Here is a 25,374-nt window from a genome sequence, read left to right as displayed (position 1 = left end):
GCCCGCCAGCTCACCTACGCCGCCGCGGCCAAGTCCGAGCGCGTCGACGGCGACCTGACCTTCTTCGGCGCCGCCGCCAAGTGCTTCGCCTCCGACGTCGCCATGGAGGTCACCGTCGACGCCGTCCAGCTCCTCGGCGGCTACGGCTACACCCGCGACTACCCCGTCGAGCGCATGATGCGCGACGCCAAGATCACCCAGATCTACGAGGGCACCAACCAGGTCCAGCGCATCGTCATGGCCCGCAACCTCCCGTAACCATCAGCTCGTTGAAAGGAGCCAGGCCGTGACCCTGAGGATCGCTGTCTGTGTGAAGTACGTTCCCGACGCCACCGGCGACCGCGGTTTCGCGGACGACCTGACCGTCGACCGCGACGAGGTCGACGGCCTCCTCTCCGAGCTCGACGAGTACGCGGTCGAGCAGGCGCTGCGGATCTCCGAGGAGGCCGACGAGGCCGAGGTCACCGTCGTCACGGTCGGCCCGGACGACGCCAAGGACGCCCTGCGCAAGGCGCTGTCGATGGGCGCGGACAAGGCCGTCCACGTCAACGACGAGGCCATCCACGGCTCCGACGTCATCGCCACCTCCGCGATCCTCGCCAAGGCTCTGGAGAAGACCGGCTTCGACCTGGTCGTCTGCGGCATGGCCTCGACCGACGGCACCATGGGCGTGCTCCCCGCGCTGCTCGCCGAGCGGCTGAGCCTGCCGGCGGCGACGCTGCTCTCCGAGGTGTCGGTGGAGGACGGCGTGGTGAAGGGCCGTCGTGACGGCGACGCCGCCACCGAGCTCCTGGAGGCCCCGCTGCCGGCCGTCGTCTCGGTCACCGACCAGTCCGGCGAAGCCCGTTACCCCTCCTTCAAGGGGATCATGGCGGCGAAGAAGAAGCCGGTCGAGGAGCTGGAGCTCGACGACCTGGACATCGACGAGGACGAGGTCGGCCTGGCCGGCTCCTGGACCCTGGTCGAGTCGGCGGACGCCCGCCCGGCCCGCACCCAGGGCACGATCGTCACGAACGAGGACGGTGACGGCGGCAAGCAGCTGGCCGCCTTCCTCGCCTCCCAGAAGTTCATCTGACCGTCCGTCATCCCCACTCAGGAGCAAGGAATCATGGCTGAGATCCTGGTTCTCGTGGACCACGCCGACGGTGCGGTCCGCAAGCCGGCCCTCGAACTGCTCACCCTGGCCCGCCGCCTGGGCGAGCCGTCCGCGGTCGTCCTCGGCGCCGGCGAGGCCGCCGCCACCGTCGCCGCCACCGCCGCCGAGTACGGCGCGGCCACCGTCTACGTGGCGGACGGCGCCGAGTTCGCCGAGCAGCTCGTCGTCCCCAAGGTCGACGCGCTCACCCAGATCGCGAAGGAGAAGGAGGTGGCCGCCGTCCTGGTGACCTCCTCCGGCGAGGGCAAGGAGATCGCGGCCCGCGTCGCGCTCCGCCTCGGCTCCGGCCTCATCACCGACGCCGTCGACCTGGAGGCCGGTGCCGAGGGCCCGGTCGCCACGCAGTCGGTCTTCGCCGCCTCGTACACGACCAAGTCCCGTGTCTCGCACGGCGTCCCGGTCATCACCGTCAAGCCGAACTCCACCGCCCCGGAGGCCGCCCCGGCCGCCGGCACGGTCGAGGACGTCACCGTCGCCTTCACCGGCAACGCGGCGAAGGTCGTCTCCCGCACCGCGCGCGTCTCCACCGGCCGCCCGGAGCTGACCGAGTCCGCCATCGTGGTCTCCGGCGGCCGCGGCGTCGGCGCCGCCGAGGGCTTCCAGGTCGTCGAGAGCCTGGCCGACTCGCTCGGCGCGGCCGTCGGCGCCTCCCGCGCCGCCGTCGACGCCGGCTGGTACCCGCACTCCAACCAGGTCGGCCAGACCGGCAAGCAGGTCTCGCCGCAGCTGTACGTCGCCGCGGGCATCTCCGGCGCCATCCAGCACCGGGCCGGCATGCAGACGTCGAAGACGATCGTCGCGGTCAACAAGGACCCCGAGGCCCCGATCTTCGACCTGGTCGACTACGGCGTGGTCGGCGACCTCTTCGAGGTGCTGCCGCAGCTGACCGAGGAGATCGGCTCGCGCTGACGCCGTCGGACACGGAAAGGGGGTGGCACTCTGTGCCACCCCCCTTTCGCGCGCTTTCCGGGCTCAGATCCAGCCGTCCAGCGGGACCTCCTCGCAGAGCCGGACGACCGGCCGGCGGCCGGTGTCGGCGGCGCTCGCGAGCTTGACCCGGACACCGGGGCGCACGGCGTGCGGCGGCCCGTCGACCCGGCAGCGGACCACGAAGCCCTCGGCCATGTGGACCGGCCAGAGGTCGGCCTCGGCGGCGGTGTAGGCCCGGCGGACGGTGATCACGCCCTCCCCCTCGCTGAGTTGGGGGGACAGGTCGGTCGACCCGCAGGTCGGGCAGAGCAGGCGCTGGAAGGTGGTGGTGTGGCACCAGGCGCAGCGCTGGAAGTAGAGATCGGCGCCTTCGGCCGATTCCTCGGTCCGGACGGCGCCGGAGTTCCTCAGTCCCGTGTGGAACACGATGCCTTCTCCTCGCACTCGGCGGCTCGACGGTGCATGGAGCCCAAGATATGGCACTCAGTGCCAGCAAAGAAAGACCTCAGTTCCCTCAATCTGAGATACTGCGGCCCCTCATCCCTCGCCGAGGCTCGACTCGACCTCCCGCACCACGCGCCACATCGGGGTGGACCGCTTGGTGATGACGACCACCACGTCCTCGCCCCCCTCGCCCACGGCGTCGCCGGCGCCACCGCCGGCCGCGTCCGGGCTCCAGGTGGCGCGGACGAACTCCAGGGCCCGGTCGACCTCTTCGAGGGGCTCGCCCTTGCCGCCCGAGCGGAGCCAGTGCCGCAGGGCGTGGTTGTGCGCGGCGACGACGGCCGCGGCGGCCACGTTGGCGCGCAGGGTGCCGTCCTTGCGGTCGGCCCAGCGGGTGCGCAGGTAGTCGCCGAGGGTCTTCTCGTACCGCCAGACGACGGAGAGCTCGTACGCGCGCAGCCCGGCGACCTCGCGGGTGAGCCGGTAGCGCTGGACGGAGAAGGTGGGGTTCTCGGCGTACATCCGCATGACCAGGCGGGCGGCGCCGCAGACCCGGACCATCGGGTCGTCGCTGTCGGCGCTGGCGGCGAGGAAGCGGGTCATGTCGTCGAGGCACTGGTCGTGGTCGGGGAAGACCACGTCCTCCTTCGACGGGAAGTAGCGGAAGAAGGAGCGGCGGCCGACGCCGGCGAGCGTGACGATGTCGTCGACGGTGGTCTGCTCGTAGCCCCGCTCCAGGAAGAGCTGGAAGGCCGCGGCGATGAGGGAGTCCCGCATCGCGGGCTTCGGGGAGGTCGGGGGGTTCGTCGCCGCTGCTGCCATGGCACGAACCTAACATCCGGACGACCTCCGCGCGGCACTCGGTGCCGGATTGTTCCGGCACCGAGTGCTCTCGCAGGGGGCGGGCCGCCTCAGCGGGCGGACATCCGCAGGGCGCCGTCCATCCGGATCGTCTCGCCGTTGAGGTAGTCGTGCTCGGCGATCATGGTGATCAGACGGGCGTACTCCGCCGGCTGCGCGAGGCGCTGCGGGAAGGTGACGCCGGCGGCGAGCCCGGCGCGGATCTCCTCGCTGAAGCCGGCCATCATCGGGGTGTCGACGATGCCGGGGGCGACGGTGACGACCCGGATGCCGTACTGGGCGAGGTCACGGGCGGCGGTGATGGTCATCCCGGCGACCCCGGCCTTGGAGGCGGCGTACGCGATCTGCCCCACCTGGCCCTCGAAGGCGGCGATGGAGGCGGTGTTGACGACGAGCCCGCGCTGGCCGTGCTCGTCGGCCTCGTGGCGGGCGATGGACTCGGCGGCGAGCCGCATCACGTTGAAGGTGCCGACCAGGTTCACGTTCACGACCGTACGGAAGAGGTCGAGGTCGTGCGGGCCCTTGCGGCCCAGGACGCGGGCCGAGGGCGCGATCCCCGCGCAGTTCACGGCGAGCCGCAGCTCGGCCCCGTCGGCGTCGATCGCGGCGAGCGCGGCGCGGACCTGGTCCTCGTCGGTGACGTCGGCGGCGATCAGCCGGACGCCGTCGGGCTGCTCCCCGGCGGCGGCGACGGCCTTGTCGAGGTCGAGGCCGTAGACCGTGGCGCCGCGGGCGGCGAGCGCGGCGGCGGTGGCGGCGCCGAGACCGGAGGCGGCACCGGTGACGAGAGCGGCGGAGCCGGCGATGTCCATGGAACTCCTCGTGCATGTCGTGCGGGTGGCCCGGCCGGCGGGTTGGCCGCCGGCCCGGGGACGCTCCCCGCGGGGGACCGCGCGGTCCGCGCGGTCTGCGCCGCTCACCATAGAACCCGCACTCCGCCCCGTGACGCCGGGGTCACGGACCGGGGGTCATCCGATCGGTGGACCCGGGGGTCCCCCGATCCGCCCGCCGAGGGCAGCCGGTGCGCCGACCGTCACGCCCCGGGACCGGCCGGAGGATGAAGCGCCGGTCGATCTTCGACCGGGCGCCCCCTCTCCCCCTCCCTGGAGCACCCCCATGAAGCACGTGAAGAAGGCCCACCGGACCCGTCTGATCACCGGTGGCGCGATCGTCGCCCTCGGCCTGGCGGGGGCCGGCGCCTACTCCGCGAGCGCCGGCGGCGAGGACACGACCGCGGCGCCCGCGGCCGTCACCGAGGCGAAGAGCGGGAACACGACCACCGCCACCCACCTGACGGTCGCCGCGGCGACGAAGGCGGCGAAGGCCGTCCTGGACGCCGCGGAGGCCGAGAACCAGCGGGTGACCGTCGCGGTCGTGGACCGCGACGGCAACACGATCGTCACCCTGCGCGGCGACGGCGCGGGCCCGCAGTCCTACGCGTCGGCGGAGCGGAAGGCGTACACGGCGGTCTCCTGGAACGCTCCGACCTCCGAGCTCGCCAAGCGCCTGGAGCAGGCACCGAACCTGAAGGACATCCCCGGCACCCTCTTCCTCGGCGGCGGCGCCCCGGTCACGGCCGAGGGGACCCCGGTCGCGGGCATCGGCGTCGCGGGCGCACCCTCCGGCGATCTGGACGAGAAGTTCGCCCGCGCCGGTGTCGCGGCGCTGGCCCGATAGCACACCCGGCCGGAAAATGCCGAACCCCGGTGCGCCTGAAACGGGGGAACACAGGCGAACCGGGGTGGCAGATCAGAGCATACGCCTTGACTGGTTCAACACGAAATCACCACGAGTCTGTCACGTCGCCGGGTCGACGAGCAGCGTCGCCCGGCCGATCACCACGCGGTGGTCGGAGCAGGGTTCGGTGTACCCGGCCTTGAGTGCACCGGCCGCGTCGATCTCGGTGCACACGGGGATCGCCTTGGAGTCGGCGGAGTAGTCGGGCGAGGCGAGCCGGTCCGCACGGACGAAGATCATGTCGATCTTGGAGCTCGGAACGCCGCAGGGCAGCCCGGCCACCGGTTTGGCCGACGTCTCCTCTCCGTATCCCGGGCAGGAGGCGTCCATGTCGTCGAGCTCGCGGTGGGCGCCGTAGTTCGGGTCCTCCGCCCTGGAACCGGAGGGCTCCGGGACCTCCTTGGCGTAGAAGCGGTTCAGACGGTCGTAGTCCGGCTCGGCGTTGAAGTCACCGGCGATCATGTAGGTCTGTCCGGCGGCGGCGAACCCGTTCAGGATGCCGTCGAGCTCGACGAGCTGGTTGTAGCCGTACGGCTTCTCCCCGGTCGAGATCGGGCCCACGTGGACGGAGCAGAACTTCATGGCCGGCCGGTCGGCCAGCGGCGCGCAGAGCAGCCCGCTCATCACCGGGTGCTGGACGCCGTCGGCGGACCAGTGGGACAGACCGCTCTCCTGCGCGAACGTCCGGTACTCGGCGGGGCCGAGCCGGTGGCGGCTGAACAGGGCCTTGCCGAAGGACTCTCCGCCGCAGATCGACCGGTCGTCCGCGCCCGTGCTGCCCGCGGGAATGGCCTCCTGGAAGCGGGCGTAGCTCGGATTGTCCGGGTTCCAGCTCGCCAGCTGCGTCCTGATGGCGCGGTACTGGCTGTAGCAGATCTCGTTGAACGAGACGAAGTCCACGGCGTTCTCGGCCCGCCTGATCGAGCCCACCGCCTCCTCGATCAGACCGCTGTCGGTGCGGCCGTGGTTCATCTTGTGGCCCGATATGTTCCAGGTCCAGGCCGTGTACGGGACGGCCTCCGCCTCCGCCGAAGCGGCCGTCGCCCCCGTCGCGTTCGTCAGCAGCGCCGCCAGCGCGAGCGCGCCGGCGACCAGTGCCTTCCTCATGGATCCCCCCACACAGAAAGGACGGGCGCCCACCGCGCCCGCCAAAGACGATCAGTCTAGGAGCGGGTGGCGGCCTCCCGACTGGCCCGGGGGCGCGCGCCTCTGGGAGGATCGCCCTCCAGGGACGCGAACTCGGGGGAACCGTGCAGGACTTGCAGCCGGACGATCCGGACGTCATCGGCCCGTACCGCCTCTCGGCGCGGCTCGGCGAGGGCGGGATGGGGCAGGTGTTCCTGGCCGTCTCCCGGAGCGGGCGGCGGCTCGCGGTGAAGGTGATCCGGCCGCAGATCGCCGCCGACCCCGGGTTCCGGGAGCGGTTCCGGCGCGAGGTGGCGGCCGCCAGGAGCGTCGGGGGCTTCTGGACCGCGCCGCTCGTGGACGCCGACCCGGACGGTCCGGTGCCCTGGGTGGCCAGCGACTACATCGACGCGCCCGACCTGGCGGCGCTGGTACGGGACCGGGGCCGGCTGCCCGAGCCGGAACTGCGCGCACTCGCCGCCGGTCTCGCCGAGGCCCTGGAGGCGGTCCACCGGGCCGGTCTCGTGCACCGGGACCTGAAGCCGTCGAACATCCTGGTCACCGAGGACGGGCCGCGCGTCATCGACTTCGGCATCTCGAAGGCGGTGGAGGGCGCCACGGCGCTCACGGACACCGGCCTGGTCGTCGGCACCCCGGGCTTCATGAGCCCGGAGCAGGCGACGGCCGGGCCGGTGGCCCCGTCGAGCGACGTCTTCTCACTGGGCGCGGTCCTCGCGTACGCCGCGACCGGCCGGGCCCCCTTCGGCGAGGGCCCGGCCCCCGCCCTGCTCTACCGCGTCGTCCACGACGAACCGGACCTGGACGGCGTGCCCCCGAGCCTGTACGCGCTGGTCGCCGAGTGCCTGGAGAAGTCGCCGGAGCGCCGCCCGTCGGCCTCGCGGGTCCTGGACCTGCTGGGCGCCGAACCCTCGGCGGCACCCCGGCCGCCCGTGACACGGGTGCCGGCGCCGCCGGCCCCGCGGACGGAGGCGGTGGAGGTCACCGCGGGCCTTCTGGACCGGCCGACCCGGCGCACGGAGAACGGGGGCTGCCTCGCGATCCTCGGGATCGTGTCCCCGAGCGTCGGCGTCCCCCTCGGCATGATCCTGTCGCTCCCGGTCGTCACCCTCGCGACCGCGCTGCTCGGCCTGGCCGCCCTGGTGACCGGCGTCGTCGTCTCCGGCGGCCAGCCGCTCGTCCGGCACACCGTCCAGCTGACCGCCGACCACCTCCACTGCCGGGTACGCGACCGGCGCTGGTCCTCGCCGTGGGCGGACGTCTCCCGCGTCACCGTCCGGCCCACGAAGCCGGGCGCGCGGGGAGAGCGCCGGTGGCAGCTGGCGGCCGTCCTGCGCGAGGGCGTGTCCGTCCCGAAGGACTTCTCCGGCAAGGGCCGGCACGAGGCCGTCATGGCACTCCACTTCGACGCCTCGGAGGACCCGGGCCCGGCACTCCGGCGGCTCGACGCCGGGCTGCGCCGGCACGCCGGGCACCGCTACGCCCCCGACACCGGCCTGACCGCGTTCCTCGACCGGCCCGATCCGGAAGAGACGGCCTAGGCGGTGGCGGCTTCCGACGGGGCGGCGCCGGAGGCTTCGTCGCGCCGGCGTTCGCGGACCGCGATGCGGGCGAGTTTGGTCAGCATCATGCCGTTGCGGATGGAGACGAGGTAGTCGACGGGGAGTCCGTGCATCCGGGTGCCCGGGCCGCGGAGGGGGTGCCATTCGAGGAGGAAGAGGGTGCTGCCGCCCCACGGGACCAGGTTCATGGCGATCCGGGCCGCGCCGAAGGGGTCGGCCTTCGCCTCCAGTTCGAGGCGGCGCTCGGGCTCGCAGATGCGGACGACGCAGGTGTCCTCGAGGCTGAGGGGGCCGACGCCCACCCGCACCCGGAGCCGGGAACCCACCTCGGGCCACCCGGGGTCCGCGGCGATGACCTGCTGCGTCCCGGACACCCACTCCCCGTAACGGAGGCCGTTGGCCAGCAGGCCCCACACGCGGGAGGGCGGGCTCAGGATCAACCGGCGATTACGGGACACGACGACCGCCTTCGCTCATTCGCGTACGAAAGTGCAGGAGTAGCCTTCGGCGAGGCTATCCCGTCACCGGGCCCGTCGCCCGGCCGGCATCGCCCGGAGAGGCCGGCCCTCACCCGCGAGGGCCGAGGACGGCCTCCCCGTATCGGCTTCGACCCGCTACTTCTCGGGGCGGGCCAGTCCCCTGCTGATGACGAGCCGCTGGATCTGGTTCGTCCCCTCGAAGATCTGCATGATCTTCGCCTCGCGCATGTAGCGCTCGACGGGGAAGTCCCGGGTGTAGCCGTAGCCGCCGAGGACCTGGACGGCGTCCGTGGTGACCTTCATCGCCGTGTCCGTGGCGATGAGCTTCGCCGCGCTGGCCTGGCGGCTGAAGGGGCGGCCGAGGTCGCGGCGGCGGGCGGCGTCGAGATAGGTGGCGCGGGCTGCGTCGACGGCGGCGGCCATGTCGGCGAGGAGGAAGCCGAGGCCCTGGTGGTCGACGATGCGGCGGCCGAAGGCGGTGCGCTCGTTGGCGTAGTCGACGGCCGCGTCCAGGGCGGCCTGGGCGAGGCCGGTGGCGCAGGCGGCGATGCCGAGGCGGCCGTTGTCGAGGGCGCTGAAGGCGATCTGGAGGCCCTGGCCCTCGGTGCCGACGAGCCGGTCCTCCTCGATGAGGGCGCCGTCCCAGTAGGCGGAGGTGGTGGGGACCGCCTGGAGGCCCATCTTGCGCTCGGGGGCGCCGAAGGTGAGGCCCTCGGTCTCGCCGGGGGCGAGGAAGCAGGAGACGCCGTGGCTGCCGGGGGCGGTGCGGGCGAAGAGGGAGTAGAAGCCGGCCTTGCCGCCGTGGGTGATCCACGCCTTGGTGCCGGTGATCCGGTAGCCGCTGCCGTCCTCCTGGCGCTCCGCCTTGCAGGAGAGGGCGGCGGCGTCCGAGCCGGCCTGCGGTTCCGAGAGGCTGTAGCCGCCGACGAGGCGGCCCTCCAGCATCGCGGGGAGCCAGCGCTCCTTCTGCGCCTCGGTGCCGAAGGCGTAGAGCGGGTGGCAGGCGAGCGTGTGCACGCTGGTGGCGACGGCGACGGCCGCCCAGCGGGCGGCGAGCTCCTCCAGGACCTGGAGGTAGACCTCGTACGGCTGGCCGCCGCCGCCGTACTCCTCGGGGTAGGCGAGGCCGAGCAGCCCGGCCCGGCCCAGCGTGGCGAAGAGACCCTCGGGATAGGTCTCGGCGGCCTCGTGCTCGTCCACCCGCGGCGAGAGCTCGTTGTCGGCGATCTCGCGGGTGAGGGCGATGAGGTCCGCCGCTTCGGGGGTGGGAAGCAGGCGGTCGACATCCATGGCGACTCCATCGGCGCGCGGTGGTACTAGGCAGGGGTACGGGGGCACACGGCGAAGCGGTACTAAGACGGGTACTCCAGTACCGTCAAAAATAGCGCATGAGCCTCCGGACGTAACCCCTTCCCGCGGGCGGCCCGGCATACTGTTCGGGTGATCGAGACCTCCGCCGCCGACGCCCCCAAGCTCACGGGCCGCGGAGCGGCACGCCGCTCCGCGCTCTTCGAGGAGCTGGTCGCCCTCCTCGTCGGCGAGGGCTTCGCCCGGCTGACCCTCGACGACCTGGCCGCCCGGCTGCACTGCTCCAAGCGGACCCTGTACGGCCTGGCCGGCAGCAAGGAACAGCTGGTCAGGGCGGCCGTCGTGCACTTCTTCCGACGCGCCACGGCCCGCGTCGAGGCCGTCCTGGCCGCCGCGAGCGGCCCCGCGGAGCGGCTCTCCGCCTATCTGCGGGCCGTCTCCGCCGAGCTGGCGCCGGTCTCCCCGCAGTTCTTCGACGACGTGGCCGCCTTCGAGCCGGCCGCCGAGGTGTACGAGCGGAACACCCGCGCCGCCGCCGGCCGGGTGCAGCAGCTCATCGAGGAGGGCGTCAGGGCGGGCGTCTTCCGGGAGGTCCACGTGGCCTTCGCCGCCGACGTCATCGCCTCCGTGATGGTGCGCATCCAGCGCCGGCAGGTGGCCGCGTCCACCGGCCTCGCGGACGCCGAGGCGTACGACCAGCTGGCCGAGCTGCTGCTCAGCGGGCTGCGCAGGACCTGAGCGGCGGCCGCAGCGCCACCACCGACCACCCGCCCGATGGACCACGACCGCGAGGGACGCCAGTGACCAGATCGAACGGCAGGACCGTGCGGGACCTGCGGCGCGAGAACCGCACCGCGGTCCTCCGGCGGCTCTACTTCGACGGCCCGATGAGCCGCTTCGCGCTCGGCCCCGCCACCGGGCTCAGCTCCGGCTCGATCAGCAACGTGGTGGCCGAGCTCGTCGCGGAGGGGCTCGTCGAGGAGGCCGGCAGCGTCGACTCGGCCGGCGGCCGGCCCCGGATCCTGCTGCGCGTCGCCCCCGACAGCGGGCGGATGATCGGCGTGGACGTGGGCGAGACCCGGGTCAGGGTCGAGCTGTTCGACCTCACCCTCACCGAACTCGCCCGCGCCGAACGCCCCTTGTCCCCCTCGGAGGAGGGCGGCGCGCGGTACGACGTCGGGGTCGTCGTCGACCACATCCGCGAGGGCATCGCGGAGGTCCTGCGCGCGGCCGAGGTCCCCGCGGAGCGGCTGCTCGGCGTCGGGATCGGCGTCCCGGGCATCGTCGAGCACACCGACGCGGACGGGGCGGTGGTGCACGGCCAGACCATCGGCTGGGACGCCGTCCCGCTGGAACGGCTGCTGCGCGAGGCGGTCGACCTGCCGCCGGAGGTCCCGTACCGCATCGACAACGGCGCCAAGACCCTCGGCCAGGCCGAGATGTGGTTCGGCGCCGGCCGGGGCGCCCGCAGCGCCGTCGTCGTCCTCTTCGGCTCCGGCGTCGGCGCCTGCGTGACGACCGACCCGCTCGGGCCCGGACGCGCCCTGGAGTGGGGCCACTTGAAGGTGCGCGTACGGGGACGGCGCTGCCGCTGCGGAGCGCTGGGCTGTCTGGAGGCGTACGCGGGCGCGGAAGCACTCCTCGAACGCTGGCGCGAGGCCGGCGGCCTGCCGCCGGAGGGCGCGGACGAGGAGACCGCGCTCGCGGCGCTCGTCGCGGCGGCGCACCCCGGGGAGGGCGCCGCGGCCGACCCGGCGGCGGTCGCCGTCCTGGCGGAGACGGCCGAGTACCTGGGCGCGGGCTTCGCCGACCTGATCAACCTCTTCCAGCCGGAGCGGATCCTCGTCGGCGGCTGGGCCGGGCTGCTGCTCGGCACGCGGTTCCTGGCGGAGGTCGAGGCGCACGCGCGCGCCTACGCCCTCGCGTATCCGGCGGCGCGGGTGAGCATCGGGATGGGCACGCTGGGGCCGGACGCGGTGACCGTCGGCGCGGCGATCCTGCCGCTCGCGGACTTCTTCGCCCGCGGCGGCCGCCACGAGGACCCGCCCCCCGTGGAACCCCCTCCCGCCTGGACCGACACGGTCCGACACCGCACGGCCCACTGACCCCCGTGGGGGCAGGCGCCCCGCGCGGGTGCGGAGGCACCCTCGAAGGTGCCGTGGCGGTCAGGCGACCGAGCCTATGTGGCCGGTCACGGGGGTGTCGTCGTGGTGGATGGGCGTGTGCGCGCCGGTGAGCGAGACACCGGTGCCGCCGCGCCGGTTCGCGACGATCTCCGCGCCGATCGAGAGCGCCGTCTCCTCCGGCGTACGCGCGCCGAGGTCGAGCCCGATCGGGGACCGGAGCCGGGCCAGTTCGAGTTCCGTGACGCCGACCGCGCGCAGGCGCGCGTTGCGGTCCTCGTGGGTGCGCCGCGAGCCCATCGCGCCGACGTAGGCGACGGGAAGCTTGAGGGCCGCCTGGAGGAGGGGGACGTCGAACTTCGCGTCGTGCGTGAGGACGCAGAGCACGGTCCGGCCGTCGACCTCCGTCGACTCCAGGTAGCGGTGGGGCCATTCGACGACGATCTCGTCCGCCTCGGGGAAGCGGAGCCGCGTCGCGAAGACGGGACGCGCGTCGCACACGGTCACGTGGTAGCCGAGGAACTTGCCGACCCGGACCAGCGCCGACGCGAAGTCGATGGCACCGAAGACGATCATGCGGGGGGCGGGGACGGAGGACTCCACGAGGAGCGTCAGCGGCTGCCCGCAGCGGCTGCCGTCCTCGCCGATCTCGACCGTGCCGGTGCGGCCGGCGTCGAGCAGCGCCCGCGCCTCGGCCGCGGCGGTGCGGTCCAGTTCGGGGTGGCCGCCGAGCTTCCCCTCGTACGCGCCGTCCGGGTGGACGAGGAGGGCCTGGCCGAGCAGGTCCTCGGGGCCGGAGACGATCCGGGCGAGGGCTGCCGCCTCCCCCGAGACGGCGGCGGCCAGCGCGGCGGGGAAGACCCCGCCGCGGACCGGGGTGACGAGGATGTCGATGATGCCGCCGCAGGTCAGGCCGACCGCGAAGGCGTCCTCGTCGCTGTAGCCGAAGCGCTCGACGACGACCTTGCCGTCGTCGAGGGCCGTCTGGCACAGCTCGTACACCGCTCCCTCCACGCACCCGCCGGAGACCGAGCCGATCGCCGTGCCCTCGCTGTCGACGGCGAGGGCGGCGCCGGGCTGCCGGGGCGCGCTGCCGCCGACGGCCACCACGGTGGCCACGGCGAAGTCGCGTCCCTGCTCGACCCACCGGTGCAGCTCTTCGGCGATGTCCAGCATGTCGGTCTCCTTGGCGGTGTGAGGGGAGGGAGCTCGGGCGTCAGCTGACGCCCAGCCATCCCTCGATCGGGTGAAGGGCGAAGAACACGATGAATATCGCGGTCAGGCACCACATGAACGCACCGACCTCGCGCGCCTTGCCCTGCGCCACCTTGATGACGGTGTAGGCGATGACGCCGGCCGCGACGCCCGGGGTGATGCTGTAGGTGAACGGCATCAGCACGACGGTCAGGAAGACCGGGATGGCGACGGAGCTGTCGCCCCAGTTCACGTGCTTGGCGTTCATCATCATCATCGCGCCGATGACGACCAGGGCGGCGGAGCCGACCTCGCGGGGCACGATCTGGGTGATCGGGGTGAAGAAGAGGCAGGCCGCGAAGAAGAGGCCGGTGATCACCGAGGAGAAGCCGGTGCGGGCGCCTTCGCCGACGCCGGTGGCGGACTCCACGAAGACGGTCTGGCCGGAGGCGCCGGAGACGCCGCCGATCGCGCCGCCCGCGCCGTCGATGAAGAGGGCCTTGGACAGGCCGGGCATGCGGCCCTTGTCGTCGGCGAGGTTGGCCTCGGTGCCGACGCCGATGATGGTGGCCATGGCGTCGAAGAAGCCGGCGAGGACCAGGGTGAAGACGATCACGCCGACGGTGATGTAGCCGACGTCGCCCCAGCCGCCGAAGGAGACGTCGCCGAAGAGCGAGAAGTCCGGGGCGGAGACCGCGCTGCCCTTGAGCTCGGGGGAGCCGTTGGCCCAGGAGCCGGGGCCCTTGGCCGGGATGTCCGCGACGGCGTTGACGATCAGCGAGATGATCGTGCCGCCGACGATGCCGATGAGGATGGCGCCGGGGACCTTGCGGGCCTGGAGGGCGAAGATCGCGAGGAGGGTGACCGCGAAGATCAGGACGGGCCAGCCGACGAGTTCGCCGCCGGAGCCCATGGTGACGGGCGGGCCGAACTGCGGGCCCGCGCCGACGAAGCCGGCCTTGTTGAAGCCGATCAGCGCGATGAAGAGGCCGATGCCGATGGTGATGCCGTGCTTGAGCGGCAGCGGGATGGCGTTCATGATCATCTCGCGGAGACCGGTGACCACCAGGAGGCAGATCACCAGACCGTAGACAATGCACATGCCCATGGCCTGCGGCCAGGTCATCTGCGGCACCACCTGGGTGGCGAGCACCCCGGAGACGCTCAGGCCGGCCGCGAGGACGAGCGGGACCTTGCCGACGAAGCCCATGAGCAGGGTCGTCACCGCCGCCGCGAGGGCGGTCGCCGTGATGACGGCGGAGGAGGCGAGGACGTTCTTCTCGACGTCCGGGCCTCCGAGGAGGATCGGGTTGAGCAGGAGGATGTACGCCATCGCCATGAAGGTGGTGACGCCACCGCGGATCTCCGTGCTGACGGAGGATCCTCTCTCCGAGATGTGAAAGTACCGGTCGAGCCAAGAACGTCCGGCGGGGTTGCGCGAGCCGGAGCCCGCGTCTTCCGCGGCGGTCTTGGGCTCCACAGACGACTGGGTCATGGGGCCTACTCCCAAGGTTCAAAGGGGCACCCGCACGAGGGGGACTCGTGAGCGGCGGGATTTGGGAACTGCTGTTGGCTGCACGACCCGGGGGACGGCCCGAGACGAACGGGGTACTGCGGGTACTTCTGGTGATGCGGGTACTGCGGGTTGGAGCGGGTACTGCGCTCCGGGCGGTGCGGGCGGGAGGGACGTGTGACGTTCCCCGGGAGGCACGCACCGCCCGGAGGGTCCTACAGGGTGCCGGTGAGCGCCTCGGGGCGGACCGGGGTCTTGTTCAGCTCCAGGCCGGTCGCCGCCCGGATCGCCGCGAGGACGGCCGGGGTGGACGACAGGGTCGGGGCCTCGCCGATGCCCCGGACGCCGTACGGCGCGTTGGGGTCGGCCAGTTCGAGGTAGTCGACCGGGATGGTCGGCGTGTCGAGGATCGTCGGGATCAGGTAGTCCGTGAAGGAGGGGTTGCGCACCTTCGCGGTCTTCGGGTCGACGATGATCTCCTCCATCACCGCGACGCCCAGGCCCTGGGTGGTGCCACCCTGGATCTGGCCGATCACGGAGAGCGGGTTGACCGCCTTGCCGACGTCCTGGGCGCAGGCCAGCTCGATCACCTTGACGAGGCCGAGCTCGGTGTCCACCTCGACCACCGCGCGGTGCGCGGCGAAGGCGTACTGGACGTGGCCGTCGCCCTGGCCGGTGACGAGGTCGAAGGCCTGGGTCGGACGGTGCCGCCACTGCTCCTCGATCTCGACGACCTGGTCCTCCAGGACGTCCGCGATGGTGGCGAGGGCCTCGCCGCCGTCGGTGACGACCTTGCCGCCCTCCAGGAGGAGTTCGGCGTTGGCCCACGCCGGGTGGTACGAGCCGAACTTGCGCCGGCCGATCTCCAGGACCTTCTCGCGGACGAGCTCGCAGGAGTTCTTGATGGCGCCGCCGGTCATGTACGTCTGGCGGCCCGCGGAGGTCGAACCGGCCGAGCCCACCTGGGTGTCGGCGGGGTGGATGGTGACCTGCTGGACGCCGAGCTCGGTGCGGGCGATCTGCGCGTGGATCGTGACGCCGCCCTGGCCGACCTCGGCCGCCGCGGTGTGGACCGTGGCGACGGCCTCGCCGTTGATGACCTCGATGCGGATCTTCGCGGTCGAGTAGTCGTCGAAGCCCTCGGAGAAGCCGACGTTCTTGATGCCGACGGCGTAGCCGACGCCGCGGACGACGCCCTCGCCGTGCGAGGTGTTGGAGAGGCCGCCCGGAAGGGCGCGGACGTCCGCGCTCTCGCCGGCGGTCTCCCACTGGCGCTCCGGCGGCATCGGGCGGGCCTTGACCCGGCGCAGGAGCTCGGCGACCGGGGCCGGCGAGTCCACGACCTGGCCGGTCGGCATGAGCGTGCCCTGTTCCATGGCGTTGAGCTGGCGCAGCTCCACCGGGTCCATGCCCAGCTTGGCCGCGAGCTTGTCCATCTGCGCCTCGTAGGCGAAGCAGGCCTGGACCGCGCCGAAGCCGCGCATGGCGCCGCAGGGCGGGTTGTTGGTGTAGAGGCCGATCGCCTCGATCTCGACGTCGTCGATGACGTACGGGCCGACCGAGAGGGAGGAGGCGTTGCCGACGACCGAGACCGTCGAGGAGGCGTAGGCGCCGCCGTCCAGGACGATCTTGCACTTCATGTGCGTGATCTTGCCGTCCTTGGTGGCGCCGTGCTCGTAGTAGAGCTTCGCCGGGTGCCGGTGGACGTGCCCGAAGAAGGACTCGTACCGGTTGTAGACCATCTTGACGGGCTTGCCGGTGCGCAGCGCGAGCAGCGAGGCGAGGATCTGCATGGAGATGTCCTCGCGGCCGCCGAAGGCGCCGCCGATGCCGGCCATGGTCATCCGGACCTTGTCCTCGGGCAGGCCGAGGCAGGGCGCGATCTGCTCGCGGTCCGCGTGCAGCCACTGGGTGGCGACGTACAGGTCGACGCCGCCGTCCTCGGCCGGTACGGCGAGGCCGGACTCCGGGCCGAGGAAGGCCTGGTCCTGCATGCCGAAGGTGTACTCGCCCTTGACGATGACGTCGGCGCGCTTGGCGGCCTCGTCGGCGTTGCCGCGGATGATCGGCTGCCGGTGCACGATGTTGGGGTGCGGGACGTGGCCGATGTGGTGGTCGTCGCGGTTCTCGTGGACCAGGATCGCGTCGGGGGCGGTGGCCGAGGCCTCGTCCGTGATGACCGGGAGCTCCCGGTACTCGACCTTGATCTTGGCTGCGGCGCGGCGCGCGGTCTCCGGGTGGTCGGCGGCCACGAGGGCCACCGGCTCGCCGTGGTGGCGGACCTTGCCGTAGGCGAGCACCGGGGTGTCGCGGAACTCCAGGCCGTAGTTCTTGGCGGCCGGCAGGTCCTCGTGCGTCAGGACGGCGTAGACGCCGTCCATGGTGAGGGCCTCGGAGGTGTCGATGGACAGGATCTCGGCGTGCGCGACGGTGGAGCGCAGGACCTGGCCCCACAGCATGTCCTCGTGCCACATGTCCGAGGAGTAGGCGAACTCGCCGGTCACCTTGAGGGTGCCGTCGGGGCGGAGCGTGGACGCGCCGACGCCGCCCTGGGTGTGGTTCTGGGTGACGTCGGTGGGGGTGCCCACCGGCGCGGTACGGGTGTTCTGAGCCATCGTCAGACCGCCTCTCCCTGGCGCTCCTGGCGCGCGGCCGCGAGGCGGACGGCGTCGAGGATCTTCTCGTAACCGGTGCAGCGGCAGAGGTTGCCGGAGAGCGCCTCGCGGATGTCCGCGTCCGTCGGGGACGGGTTGCGCTCCAGCATCTCGTCGGCCGCGACGAGCAGACCGGGGGTGCAGAAACCGCACTGGACCGCGCCGGCGTCGATGAACGCCTGCTGGATCGGCGAGAGTTCGACGCCCTCACCGGTCTGCGAGTCCTGCGGCTTGGCCTCCCACCGCTTGGCCGCGTCCAGGCTGGTGCCGCAGCCGCCGGTGCCGCAGGCGCCGCCCGGGTGGGCGTCCTCGCGGTGCTGGGCGTAGTCCGCCAGGCCTTCGACGGTGACGACCTCGCGGCCCTCGACCTGGCCGGCGGCGACCAGGCAGGAGCAGACCGGCACGCCGTCGAGGCGGACCGTGCAGGAGCCGCATTCGCCCTGCTCGCAGGCGTTCTTGGAGCCGGGCAGGCCCAGGCGCTCGCGCAGAACGTAGAGGAGGGACTCGCCCTCCCAGACGTCGTCGGCTTCCTGCGGACGACCGTTGACCGTGAAATTCACGCGCATGGTTATGCAGCTCCCTCAAGCGTGCGGCCGGCGCCGCGGTACTGCTCCCACGTCCAGCCGAGCTGGCGGCGAGCCATGATGCCGACGGCGTGGCGCCGGTACTTGGCGGTGCCGCGGACGTCGTCGATCGGGTTGGCGGCGGCCGAGCAGAGGTCGGCGAACTGCTTCGCGATCGCGGGGGTGATGATCTTCCCGTTGTCCCAGAAGCCGCCCTCCTCCAGGGCCGCGTTCAGGAAGGCCTCGGCCTCCTTGGCGCGGATCGGGGTCGGCGCGGCCGAGCCGATGCCGGTGCGCACGGTCCGGGTCTCCGGGTGCAGTGCCAGGCCGAAGGCGCAGACGGCGATGACCATCGCGTTGCGGGTGCCGACCTTGGAGTACTGCTGGGGGCCGTCCGCCTTCTTGATGTGGACGGTCTTGATGAGCTCGTCGGGCTGGAGCGCGTTGCGCTTCACGCCGGTGTAGAACTCGTCGATCGGGATGAAGCGGCTGCCGCGGACCGACTCGACCTCGACCTCGGCGCCGGCGGCGAGGAGGGCGGGGTGGGCGTCACCGGCCGGGGAGGCGGTGCCGAGGTTGCCGCCGACTCCGCCGCGGTTGCGGATCTGCGGGGAGGCGACCGTGTGGGAGGCGAGCGCCAGACCCGGCAGCTCGGCCCGCAGGTTCTCCATGATCTGCGTGTACGGGACGGAAGCGCCGAGCCGGACGTTCTCCTCGCCGACCTCCCACTCGCGCAGCAGCTCGATGCGGTTCAGGTCCAGCAGGTACTCGGGGCGCCGGTGGTCGAAGTTGATCTCGACCATGACGTCGGTGCCGCCCGAGATGGGCACGGCTGTGGGGTGCTCGGCCTTGGCGGCGAGCGCCTCCTCCCAGCTGGCGGGGCGAAGGAAGTCCATGGTGGCTCTCTTCTAGCGATTCTGGTGGGGGTCGGACGTCTGGGCCCTGGGTGACGTTCGGCCCTCGACTTCGGTGTTCATGTCCTGTTCACGCGGTGTGTGGCCTAGTACACAAGGCCGCCGGGCCCGTGTGCAGTAACCGAAAACATGAAGGAGTTGGCCGGTGCCCTGGTACGTCTTGTAGATTCGAACGAAAGACGGTGAACGGAAACCTCGCCGTTTCCCCCTGGAAACGGCGGCATCACCCTCACCGCCCCACCGTCGAATACCCGACAACCCGATCACCCACTCGACATCACCACTCGACATCACCACTCGAAGGAACGGCGGCGACACGAATGCGGCTGCGCGCACTGCTGGAGAACGACGCGCTCGGGCTGCGCCTGCTGGGCGGCGAGGAGGAGCTGGACCGCTCCGTCCGTGGCGTCATGACCACGGACCTCAAGGACCCCAGCCGGTACCTCTCCGGCGGCGAGCTGGTCCTCACCGGCCTGGCGTGGCTGCGGGAGCCGGCCGACGCCGAGCCCTTCGTCCGGATCCTCAGCCAGGCCGGGGTCTCCGCGCTCGCGGCCGGCGAGGCCGAGCTGGGCGACATCCCCGACGATCTCGTGGAGGCGTGTTCCCGCCACCGGCTTCCGCTCTTCGCGGTCAACGAAACCGTTGCGTTCGCGACGATCACCGAGCATGTCGTTCGACAGGTCTCCGGCGAGCGGGCCGGCGACCTGGCGGCCGTCGTGGACCGGCACCGGCGGCTGATGACCTCCGGCCCGGCGGGCGGCGGCCCCGAGGCCGTCCTCGACCTCCTCGGCTCCGACCTGGACCTGCGCGCCTGGGTCCTCTCCCCCACCGGGCGGCAGATCGCCGGCGCCGGGGAGCCCCTGGACCCGGCCCTCGCCGCCGCCCTCGCGGGCGAGCACCTGGCCGCCACCCGCACCGGCCGGCGCGGCCCGCACCGGCTGACCCTCCAGGGCGCCCCGTACTCGCTCTTCCCGGTCAGGAACACCGGCCGGGCCGCCGGGCCCGGCGCCCGGGACGTCCGCGAGACGGTGCTGTCCGACTGGCTGCTCGCCGTGGAGGCCGACGCCGGGGACTGGCCGGCCGCCCGGCTCGACCTGCTCCAGGGCGTCACGCAGCTGATCTCCGTCGAGCGCGACCGGCGCGACGCGGCCCGCACCGTGCGCCGCCGGCTCGCCCAGGAGGTCCTGGAGCTGGTGCAGACGGGCGCCGCGCCCGCCGAGATCGCCGCCCGGCTGCGGGTGGCCGCCCCGGTGCTGCTGCCCGGCCTCGGCGCGGCCCCGCACTGGCAGGTCGTCGTGGCCCGCGTCGAGTGGGAGCAGGAGGGCGGCCAGGCCCCGGTGGAGCCGGGACCGGTCACCCAGGCGCTCCTGGAGGAGATCCTGGTCGACCCGGCGACCGTCGGTGCCGAGTCCGCCGACCGGATCGCCGTGGCCCACACCGGCGACGAGGCCATCGCGCTGGTGCCGCTGGCCGCGGGCCCGCTGCCGGAGAGCGAGGACGACGGCCCGTCGCCCGCCCTGGGCCTGCACGCGGACGCCCTCCTCGCGGCGGTACGGGCTCCGCTCTCGTCCGGCCTCGCCGACGACGGGCGGCTCACCCTGGGCGTCAGCGCCGCCGTGCACTCGGCGGAGGGGCTGCGGGGCGCCCTGGAGGAGGCCCGGCACGCCCGCCGGGTGGCCGCCGCCCGCCCCGGCCGGGTCTGCGCGGCCGGCCACCACGAGCTGGCCTCGCACGTGCTGCTGCTGCCCTTCGTCCCGGACGACGTGCGGCGCGCCTTCACGGCCCGGCTCCTGGACCCGCTGCGGGACTACGACCGGCGCCACCGGGCGGAGCTGATCCCGACCCTGGAGGCCTTCCTGGACTGCGACGGCTCCTGGACCCGCTGCGCGACCCGGCTGCACCTCCACGTGAACACGCTGCGTTACCGGGTCGGCCGGATCGAGCAGCTGACCGGCCGGGACCTGTCCCGGCTCGAGGACAAGCTCGATTTCTTCCTGGCCCTGCGGATGAGTTGACGGAGTCTGTCCTGCGCGGATCCGGATTTCACTCCTTCGGTTGAGTCCGGAGGAGTGATGGAGGACCCGCCGGCACGCCCCCGCGGCCGGACCCCTCTCGCCCTTGCCCTGCCTGATCATCGCGGTGATCAGGGGCCACGCGGCCCCGACGCCCCGCCGGGCGCTTCCCCGGCGGGGCGTCCCGACAACCCCCCGGCTTTGTGAATTTTTTCACCCGACCCCTTGGCCGGGTACGGCCGTTCGTGCTGAGATGCCGTCCTACTCAACAGCTCGATGGCGCGCTCGGGGAGGGCAATGTGGCGGACACCGCCATGTCTGGTTCCGAATCAGGGGGCGGCGGAAACCCGTCCCTCGCCTACGGCAAGGAGACTCCCGTGGAGACCGCCATATGGCGGCTCCGCTCCCGCGGTTGCTGGACCGACGCGGCGGCGTTGCTCGCCCCCCGCGCCCACGAACCGGCCGCCGCGCTCGAACGGGCGGCGCTGCTGATCGAGCGCTGCCTCTACACCGAACAGGGCTGGGCCGAGGCGGAGGAGGCGCTGCGCGCCGCCGAGGCGGTCGCGAGCAGCGACGAGGAGCGCGGCGCCGCGGCCTGCGAGCGCGGCTATCTCGCCTACGCCTCCACCCTGTTGGGCGTCCGGGACCGCGCCGACGAGGCCCGGATGGCGCTCGGCCGGGCGGCGGCCCTGATCGCCCCCTCCGAGCCGGGCCGACCGCTCCTGGACTACCGGCGCGGGCTGATCGCCCAGAACCTCGGCGACTCCCCGCAGGCGGCCCGGGCCGCGTACCGCCGCGCGCACGCCGGCGCCACCGCGCAGGGCGACTCGCTGCTGCTCTCCTCCACCTGGCGCCATCTCGCCGGACTGGCGTTAAGGGAGGGCGAGTTGGCGGAGGCCCGGCACGGCTTCGCCGAATCGCTGCGGATCCGCGAGGAGTTGGGCTACCTGGTGGGTACGGCTCCGGCGCTGACCGCTCTGGCCGACACCGAGACCGAGGCGGAGGCCGGCCGGCTGCGCGCCGAGGCCCGCCGCCTCTTCCGCCTCCTCGGGGGCGTACCGACCTGGCTGGCGTCGCAGCTGGCGCCCCGCACGGCCATGTGACCCTCCGTCACCCCTCCTGGGGCTCCAGGCAGATGAGGCTCTCCTCGGTGCCGACGACGAGCGCCCCGGTCGCCGTCACGGCGACGGCGCGGACGGCGGGTCCCGGCCGGAAGGCCCTGCGCCGGCCGCCCTCCGGCGCGATCAGCTCGACCCGGCCGTCGGCCCAGGCGGCCGCGACGAGCGGCCCGCCGGGGGCGGGGGCGGCGTGCAGGGCGACCACCGGCGCCCGGTGCTCCGCCAGCGGCTCGGGCACCGGTGCCCGGCCCGGCGTCCAGAGCCGTACGGTGCCGTCGGCGCCGCCCGAGCAGACGAACGGGGTCGCGGACTCGACGGCGGTGACGGCGGTGACCCGGCCGCTGTGCGAGGCGGCCTGGTGGAGGCCGTTGACGCCGAACGCGTGCACCGAGCCGAGCCGGTCCCCCACCACCACCGAGCCCGCGATCGCGGCCAGCGCGGTGCCCGGGTGCCGGGACAGGGTGGTGGAGACGGCCTCGGTGAGCCGCTCCAGATAGGGCGGGCGGGGCGCGGTGCCGCGCACGGTGTGCAGCCGGCCGCGCTCGTCGAGCAGCAGGACCGTCCCGTCGGCGGTGGGCGCGAGGGCGGTGATCCGGCCCTGGACGCGGTGGGCGAGCCGCCCCGCGCCGGAGGCGTCGGCCTCCCGCAGCAGCCGGACCGTGCCGGTGTGGTCGCCCACCAGGAGCAGCTCGGCCGAGGGTCCGCCGGCGGTCGCGCCGAGCACCGCGACGGGTCCCGGCCACGGCGGGGAGACGTCGCCCCGGTGCCGGGCCCAGCGCAGCCGCCAGGGCGACGGGGCCGCCTGTCCGGCGAGCGCGGGCCGCAGCCGGGGGTCGGCGCCGTCGCCGAGCGCGGTGAGCAGCACCAGGGCCCGGCCCGCCGGTCCGTCCGCCGCGCAGAGCGCCTGTCCGGCCCGCAGCCAGGCGTCGCGCAGCCCGCCGTGGTCGTCGGGGGAGGCGGTCGCGTAGCCGGTGGTGACGAGGAGGGGGTCGGCGGCGCAGACGGCGACCGGGTCGGAGAGGTCGGGGAGCTCGGGGAAGGGCGCCGGGGCCGGCGGCGGCCCGGGGTCCGCGTCCCCGTCGAGGTCGACGACGGTGGTCCGGGCGGCCCGGGGGACGCGGGTGCCGGTGCGGGCCTCCACGACGAGCCGGATCCGCCCGACCTCGGCGAGGCCGCCGAGCAGCTCGGCGAGGGCCTCCGGTTCGGCGGCGGCGTGCAGGTCGGTGAGGAGCAGCACGGTCCTGCCGGTGCGGCGGGCCTCGCTGGTGGCGAGGGCGGGCACGAGGTCGGCGGGGGTGCGGGCCACCACGCCGAGCCGGTCGGCGAGCGTCCAGGCCACGCCGAGGGCGCTCTGCCCGGCGAGCGGCACGAGCACCCGCTCGGCCTTCGCCCTGCCCCGCCGGGCCCGGGTCCCGTGGACGGCCAGCCGGCCGAGGAGGGCGCTCTTCCCGCTGCCGGGGGCGCCGGTGACCAGGCAGAGCCGGGGCGCGTCGGGATCGGTGAGCCAGCCGAGGAGGGCGGCGGCCTCGGGCCCCGTACCGGTGAGCGACGCCGAGGTCTTCGGGGAGGGCCGGCGTCCGTCCGCGGGGGACGGGGTCGCGGACGGCATGGGACACCTCACGAGCGCGCGGTACGAACGGCTGTCGCCTTCGACCTTAGTGGGCCCGGGCCCCGCGGAGGCCGCCCCGTCGGGGACCGGCCTCCCGGGGGTGGACCGGGCGCCCCGGCGGCCCGGGACGTCCGGTGGTGATCAGCCGTTCGCGCCCGCGAAGTGCTCGCGGACCAGGGACTCCACGACGGGGAGGTCCTGGGCGGCGAGGGCGTCGAGGAGGGCGGAGTGCTCGGCGGCGTCGGCGACCAGGTCCGCGTGGCGCGGGACGGGGGCGCTGAGGAGGGGCCACTGGGAGCGGCGGTGGAGGTCGTCGGCGATGGCGAGGAGCTGTTCGTTGCCGGCGAGGGAGAGGACCGCGCGGTGGAAGGCGCGGTCGGTCTCCGCGTAGTGCGCGCGGTCGCCGCGGGCGGCGGCGGCGCCGGTCGCCTCCGCGAAGGGCCGGAGCGCGGCCCAGCGGGCGGCCGGGACGGTGCGGGCGAGCCGCAGCATGACCGGGACCTCGATCAGGGCGCGTACCTCCGCCAGCTCGGCCAGCTCGCGGGCGGTGCGGACGACGACGCGGAAGCCGCGGTTGGGCACGACCTCGACGGCGCCCTCGACGGCGAGCCGCTGCATGGCCTCGCGGACGGGGGTCGCGGAGACGCCGAAGCGCTCGCCGAGGGCGGGGGCGGAGTACACCTCGCCGGGCCGCAGCTCGCCGGCGACGAGGGCGGTGCGCAGGGCGTCGAGGATCTGGCCGCGGACGGAGTGCCGCCGCACGGCGCGCGGGCCGTCCCCGGTGAGGGGGGACTCGCCGTGGGTGTGCTCGCCGTGGGTGTGCTCGCCGCGCGCCTGCTCGGGGACGCGCGGGGAGTTGGTGTCGGCCGGGGCTTCGGATCCGGGGGCGTACGGGCCGGCCGCGGGGTCGCCGAATCGCACGGACGGTCCCTCCGTCGCCCGCTCGCGTGCTGCGCCCTGCTCCACCCGGGTCCTCCTGCGGCTTCGTGCCGGGCCCGGCTCGCGCGGCCCGGGCCCCCTGTGCACCATAGGCGAACGGACCGTTCCGTGGGACCGCGCCCACGAGGCGCGGGTGGGAGCGGGCCGGGCGGTGGTGAGACGCGATGCCGATTCGGGTAAGGTAAGGCTAACCTGCTAACGATCGCGATTCGGTGGTCCGCATGACCGTCCCCGCTCTGTTGTCCTCCCCCCTCGCCTCGTCCGTCGCGGCCTCGTACGCCCGGCTCGCCGAGGTCTTCTCCGGCCTGCGGATAGAGGAGACGGCCGAGAACGAACGGCTGCCGCGCGGCGCAGGCTGGGTCCTCGCGGAGGAGCTCGCGGCCGGCGGGGCCGCCCTGGACGCCTTCCTCGCCTGGGACAACGCCCAGGTCCTCCGCGACTACGGGCAGCAGGCCCGCCCCGACGTCGTCGCGAGCTTCGGACTCCACCGGTACGGCTGGCCCGCCTGCCTCCTGGTGACGGTCCCCTGGTTCCTGCACCGCCGGGTCCCCCGCCTCCCGGTGACGGCGGTCTCCTTCCAGCGGACCCGCGGCCGGATGGCAGTCCGCGTCGAGGAGTTCGCCTGCCTCCCCGGCGACCCGGCCGCCGCCCTCCCCGGGGCCCGCGTGGTCGCGGACGAGGACGCCCTGCGCGCGGAGGTCCGCGCCTCGCTCGCCGAGCACTTCGAAGCCCTCATCGGCGGCTTCGGCCCCCGGATGCGGCGCGGCCGCCGCGCCCTGTGGGGGATGGTGACGGACGAGATCGTCGAGAGCCTCTGGTACATCGGCGCCCTCCTCGGCGAGGAGGAGCGGGCGATGGCCGAACTGGAGCTGCTGCTGCCGGGGAGCACCGGCCGGCCGGAGAAGCCGTACGCGGGCGGGGCCGGCTTCCGGCCGCTGCCCGGGAGCGAGGGGCCGGACGGCGCCCCGCGCGCCACCCGGGACCGGGCCACCTGCTGCTTCTTCTACACCCTGCGCCCCGAGGACACCTGCCTCACCTGTCCGCGGACCTGCGACGCGGACCGGGTGCGGCGGCTCGCCGCGACCGCCTGAGGAATACGCCACCCGAACGGGTGG

23 protein-coding genes are annotated in these 25,374 nt (G+C 73.7%); 10 read left to right on the top strand and 13 right to left on the bottom strand.

Features of this window, described 5'->3' with window-relative positions; translation table 11 throughout:
• The 3 genes from AB0E19_RS30935 to AB0E19_RS30925 all read left to right on the top strand — a co-directional run.
• A partial coding sequence (locus AB0E19_RS30935; protein ID WP_362185682.1) for an acyl-CoA dehydrogenase family protein occupies window positions 1-258 on the top strand: 258 nt, incomplete at its 5' end.
• 28 nt (window positions 259-286) lie between these two features.
• Window positions 287-1,075, top strand: coding sequence for an electron transfer flavoprotein subunit beta/FixA family protein (locus AB0E19_RS30930; RefSeq protein ID WP_169089422.1), 789 nt, complete (start codon window positions 287-289; stop codon window positions 1,073-1,075).
• Window positions 1,076-1,108: 33 nt separating this feature from the next.
• Window positions 1,109-2,065, top strand: coding sequence for an electron transfer flavoprotein subunit alpha/FixB family protein (locus AB0E19_RS30925; RefSeq protein ID WP_362185677.1), 957 nt, complete (start codon window positions 1,109-1,111; stop codon window positions 2,063-2,065).
• Window positions 2,066-2,128: 63 nt separating this feature from the next.
• Here AB0E19_RS30925 and AB0E19_RS30920 read toward each other — a convergent pair whose 3' ends face one another.
• The 3 genes from AB0E19_RS30920 to AB0E19_RS30910 all read right to left on the bottom strand — a co-directional run bounded on the left by AB0E19_RS30920 (window position 2,129) and on the right by AB0E19_RS30910 (window position 4,203).
• Window positions 2,129-2,512: a hypothetical protein gene (locus AB0E19_RS30920; RefSeq protein WP_362185674.1), complete on the bottom strand. Its 384-nt coding sequence runs from the start codon at window positions 2,510-2,512 to the stop codon at window positions 2,129-2,131.
• Between the two features lie 111 nt (window positions 2,513-2,623).
• Complete coding sequence (locus tag AB0E19_RS30915; protein WP_362185671.1) at window positions 2,624-3,352, bottom strand: TetR family transcriptional regulator; 729 nt, start codon at window positions 3,350-3,352, stop codon at window positions 2,624-2,626.
• Between the two features lie 89 nt (window positions 3,353-3,441).
• The gene (locus AB0E19_RS30910) at window positions 3,442-4,203 is read right to left on the bottom strand and encodes an SDR family NAD(P)-dependent oxidoreductase (protein WP_362185668.1); all 762 of its coding nucleotides are present in this window, start codon (window positions 4,201-4,203) and stop codon (window positions 3,442-3,444) included.
• A gap of 304 nt (window positions 4,204-4,507) precedes the next feature.
• On the opposite strand from AB0E19_RS30910, the gene AB0E19_RS30905 reads away from it, so the two are divergent.
• Window positions 4,508-5,068: a heme-binding protein gene (locus AB0E19_RS30905; RefSeq protein ID WP_362185665.1), complete on the top strand. Its 561-nt coding sequence runs from the start codon at window positions 4,508-4,510 to the stop codon at window positions 5,066-5,068.
• 120 nt (window positions 5,069-5,188) lie between these two features.
• On the opposite strand, the gene AB0E19_RS30900 is transcribed toward AB0E19_RS30905, so the two are convergent.
• Window positions 5,189-6,235, bottom strand: a complete 1,047-nt coding sequence (locus AB0E19_RS30900) for an endonuclease/exonuclease/phosphatase family protein (protein ID WP_362185662.1) — start codon at window positions 6,233-6,235, stop codon at window positions 5,189-5,191.
• Between the two features lie 143 nt (window positions 6,236-6,378).
• On the opposite strand from AB0E19_RS30900, the gene AB0E19_RS30895 reads away from it, so the two are divergent.
• Window positions 6,379-7,812: a serine/threonine-protein kinase gene (locus tag AB0E19_RS30895; RefSeq protein ID WP_362185659.1), complete on the top strand. Its 1,434-nt coding sequence runs from the start codon at window positions 6,379-6,381 to the stop codon at window positions 7,810-7,812.
• Here the strand turns inward: AB0E19_RS30895 and AB0E19_RS30890 are convergent.
• Both AB0E19_RS30890 and AB0E19_RS30885 read right to left on the bottom strand, forming a co-directional pair.
• Window positions 7,809-8,291: an SRPBCC family protein gene (locus tag AB0E19_RS30890; protein WP_362185656.1), complete on the bottom strand. Its 483-nt coding sequence runs from the start codon at window positions 8,289-8,291 to the stop codon at window positions 7,809-7,811. The genes AB0E19_RS30895 and AB0E19_RS30890 overlap by 4 nt on opposite strands.
• A 156-nt stretch (window positions 8,292-8,447) precedes the next feature.
• Window positions 8,448-9,602 (bottom strand): acyl-CoA dehydrogenase family protein, encoded by a 1,155-nt coding sequence (locus AB0E19_RS30885; RefSeq protein ID WP_360604715.1) that lies wholly within the window; start codon window positions 9,600-9,602, stop codon window positions 8,448-8,450.
• 150 nt (window positions 9,603-9,752) lie between these two features.
• Between AB0E19_RS30885 and AB0E19_RS30880 the strand changes: the two genes are divergently transcribed.
• Window positions 9,753-10,358, top strand: coding sequence for a TetR/AcrR family transcriptional regulator (locus AB0E19_RS30880; protein WP_362185651.1), 606 nt, complete (start codon window positions 9,753-9,755; stop codon window positions 10,356-10,358).
• 62 nt (window positions 10,359-10,420) lie between these two features.
• Window positions 10,421-11,725 (top strand): ROK family transcriptional regulator, encoded by a 1,305-nt coding sequence (locus AB0E19_RS30875; RefSeq protein WP_362185648.1) that lies wholly within the window; start codon window positions 10,421-10,423, stop codon window positions 11,723-11,725.
• 60 nt (window positions 11,726-11,785) lie between these two features.
• On the opposite strand, the gene AB0E19_RS30870 is transcribed toward AB0E19_RS30875, so the two are convergent.
• From AB0E19_RS30870 to AB0E19_RS30850, 5 genes are all read right to left on the bottom strand, one after another.
• Entirely contained in the window at window positions 11,786-12,919 is a 1,134-nt protein-coding gene (locus AB0E19_RS30870; RefSeq protein ID WP_362185645.1) for an XdhC/CoxI family protein, read from the bottom strand.
• 40 nt (window positions 12,920-12,959) lie between these two features.
• Complete coding sequence (locus AB0E19_RS30865; RefSeq protein WP_362185642.1) at window positions 12,960-14,432, bottom strand: NCS2 family permease; 1,473 nt, start codon at window positions 14,430-14,432, stop codon at window positions 12,960-12,962.
• Window positions 14,433-14,665: 233 nt separating this feature from the next.
• Complete coding sequence (gene pucD, locus AB0E19_RS30860; protein WP_362185639.1) at window positions 14,666-17,065, bottom strand: xanthine dehydrogenase subunit D; 2,400 nt, start codon at window positions 17,063-17,065, stop codon at window positions 14,666-14,668.
• A gap of 2 nt (window positions 17,066-17,067) precedes the next feature.
• Window positions 17,068-17,670 (bottom strand): (2Fe-2S)-binding protein, encoded by a 603-nt coding sequence (locus AB0E19_RS30855; protein ID WP_360604727.1) that lies wholly within the window; start codon window positions 17,668-17,670, stop codon window positions 17,068-17,070.
• Between the two features lie 2 nt (window positions 17,671-17,672).
• Window positions 17,673-18,563, bottom strand: a complete 891-nt coding sequence (locus tag AB0E19_RS30850) for a xanthine dehydrogenase family protein subunit M (RefSeq protein WP_362185634.1) — start codon at window positions 18,561-18,563, stop codon at window positions 17,673-17,675.
• Window positions 18,564-18,901: 338 nt separating this feature from the next.
• Here AB0E19_RS30850 and AB0E19_RS30845 point away from each other — a divergent pair, with 338 nt between their 5' ends.
• Both AB0E19_RS30845 and AB0E19_RS30840 read left to right on the top strand, forming a co-directional pair.
• Window positions 18,902-20,596: a PucR family transcriptional regulator ligand-binding domain-containing protein gene (locus tag AB0E19_RS30845; protein WP_362185631.1), complete on the top strand. Its 1,695-nt coding sequence runs from the start codon at window positions 18,902-18,904 to the stop codon at window positions 20,594-20,596.
• Window positions 20,597-20,907: 311 nt separating this feature from the next.
• The gene (locus tag AB0E19_RS30840; RefSeq protein ID WP_362185627.1) at window positions 20,908-21,696 is read left to right on the top strand and encodes a hypothetical protein; all 789 of its coding nucleotides are present in this window, start codon (window positions 20,908-20,910) and stop codon (window positions 21,694-21,696) included.
• Window positions 21,697-21,703: 7 nt separating this feature from the next.
• Here the strand turns inward: AB0E19_RS30840 and AB0E19_RS30835 are convergent, their stop codons facing one another.
• On the bottom strand, window positions 21,704-23,320 hold the full coding sequence (locus AB0E19_RS30835; protein ID WP_362185624.1) for a hypothetical protein: 1,617 nt from the start codon (window positions 23,318-23,320) through the stop codon (window positions 21,704-21,706).
• Between the two features lie 141 nt (window positions 23,321-23,461).
• Window positions 23,462-24,241, bottom strand: coding sequence for a GntR family transcriptional regulator (locus tag AB0E19_RS30830; RefSeq protein WP_362185621.1), 780 nt, complete (start codon window positions 24,239-24,241; stop codon window positions 23,462-23,464).
• 239 nt (window positions 24,242-24,480) lie between these two features.
• On the opposite strand from AB0E19_RS30830, the gene AB0E19_RS30825 reads away from it, so the two are divergent.
• Entirely contained in the window at window positions 24,481-25,350 is an 870-nt protein-coding gene (locus AB0E19_RS30825; protein WP_362185618.1) for a (2Fe-2S)-binding protein, read from the top strand.
• Window positions 25,351-25,374 lie beyond the last annotated feature (24 nt).

Origin of the sequence: Streptomyces sp. NPDC047974 (genome assembly GCF_040653375.1) — a bacterium.
Classification (GTDB): Bacteria; Actinomycetota; Actinomycetes; order Streptomycetales; family Streptomycetaceae; genus Streptomyces.
Note: the sequence above shows the minus strand (reverse complement) of the source record. Positions and strands in the feature narration are given on the sequence as shown.

Bases quoted from the DNA above. Each gene is read 5' to 3' on its own strand.
- AB0E19_RS30925 (WP_362185677.1), top strand. From the start codon at position 1,109: ATGGCTGAGATCCTGGTTCTCGTGGACCACGCCGACGGTGCGGTCCGC.
- AB0E19_RS30855 (WP_360604727.1), bottom strand. From the start codon at position 17,670: ATGCGCGTGAATTTCACGGTCAACGGTCGTCCGCAGGAAGCCGACGAC.
- AB0E19_RS30825 (WP_362185618.1), top strand. From the start codon at position 24,481: ATGACCGTCCCCGCTCTGTTGTCCTCCCCCCTCGCCTCGTCCGTCGCG.
- AB0E19_RS30840 (WP_362185627.1), top strand. From the start codon at position 20,908: ATGTCTGGTTCCGAATCAGGGGGCGGCGGAAACCCGTCCCTCGCCTAC.
- AB0E19_RS30900 (WP_362185662.1), bottom strand. From the start codon at position 6,235: ATGAGGAAGGCACTGGTCGCCGGCGCGCTCGCGCTGGCGGCGCTGCTG.
- AB0E19_RS30870 (WP_362185645.1), bottom strand. From the start codon at position 12,919: ATGCTGGACATCGCCGAAGAGCTGCACCGGTGGGTCGAGCAGGGACGC.
- AB0E19_RS30850 (WP_362185634.1), bottom strand. From the start codon at position 18,563: ATGGACTTCCTTCGCCCCGCCAGCTGGGAGGAGGCGCTCGCCGCCAAG.
- AB0E19_RS30885 (WP_360604715.1), bottom strand. From the start codon at position 9,602: ATGGATGTCGACCGCCTGCTTCCCACCCCCGAAGCGGCGGACCTCATC.
- AB0E19_RS30905 (WP_362185665.1), top strand. From the start codon at position 4,508: ATGAAGCACGTGAAGAAGGCCCACCGGACCCGTCTGATCACCGGTGGC.
- pucD (WP_362185639.1), bottom strand. From the start codon at position 17,065: ATGGCTCAGAACACCCGTACCGCGCCGGTGGGCACCCCCACCGACGTC.
- AB0E19_RS30835 (WP_362185624.1), bottom strand. From the start codon at position 23,320: ATGCCGTCCGCGACCCCGTCCCCCGCGGACGGACGCCGGCCCTCCCCG.
- AB0E19_RS30865 (WP_362185642.1), bottom strand. From the start codon at position 14,432: ATGACCCAGTCGTCTGTGGAGCCCAAGACCGCCGCGGAAGACGCGGGC.
- AB0E19_RS30845 (WP_362185631.1), top strand. From the start codon at position 18,902: ATGCGGCTGCGCGCACTGCTGGAGAACGACGCGCTCGGGCTGCGCCTG.
- AB0E19_RS30915 (WP_362185671.1), bottom strand. From the start codon at position 3,352: ATGGCAGCAGCGGCGACGAACCCCCCGACCTCCCCGAAGCCCGCGATG.
- AB0E19_RS30910 (WP_362185668.1), bottom strand. From the start codon at position 4,203: ATGGACATCGCCGGCTCCGCCGCTCTCGTCACCGGTGCCGCCTCCGGT.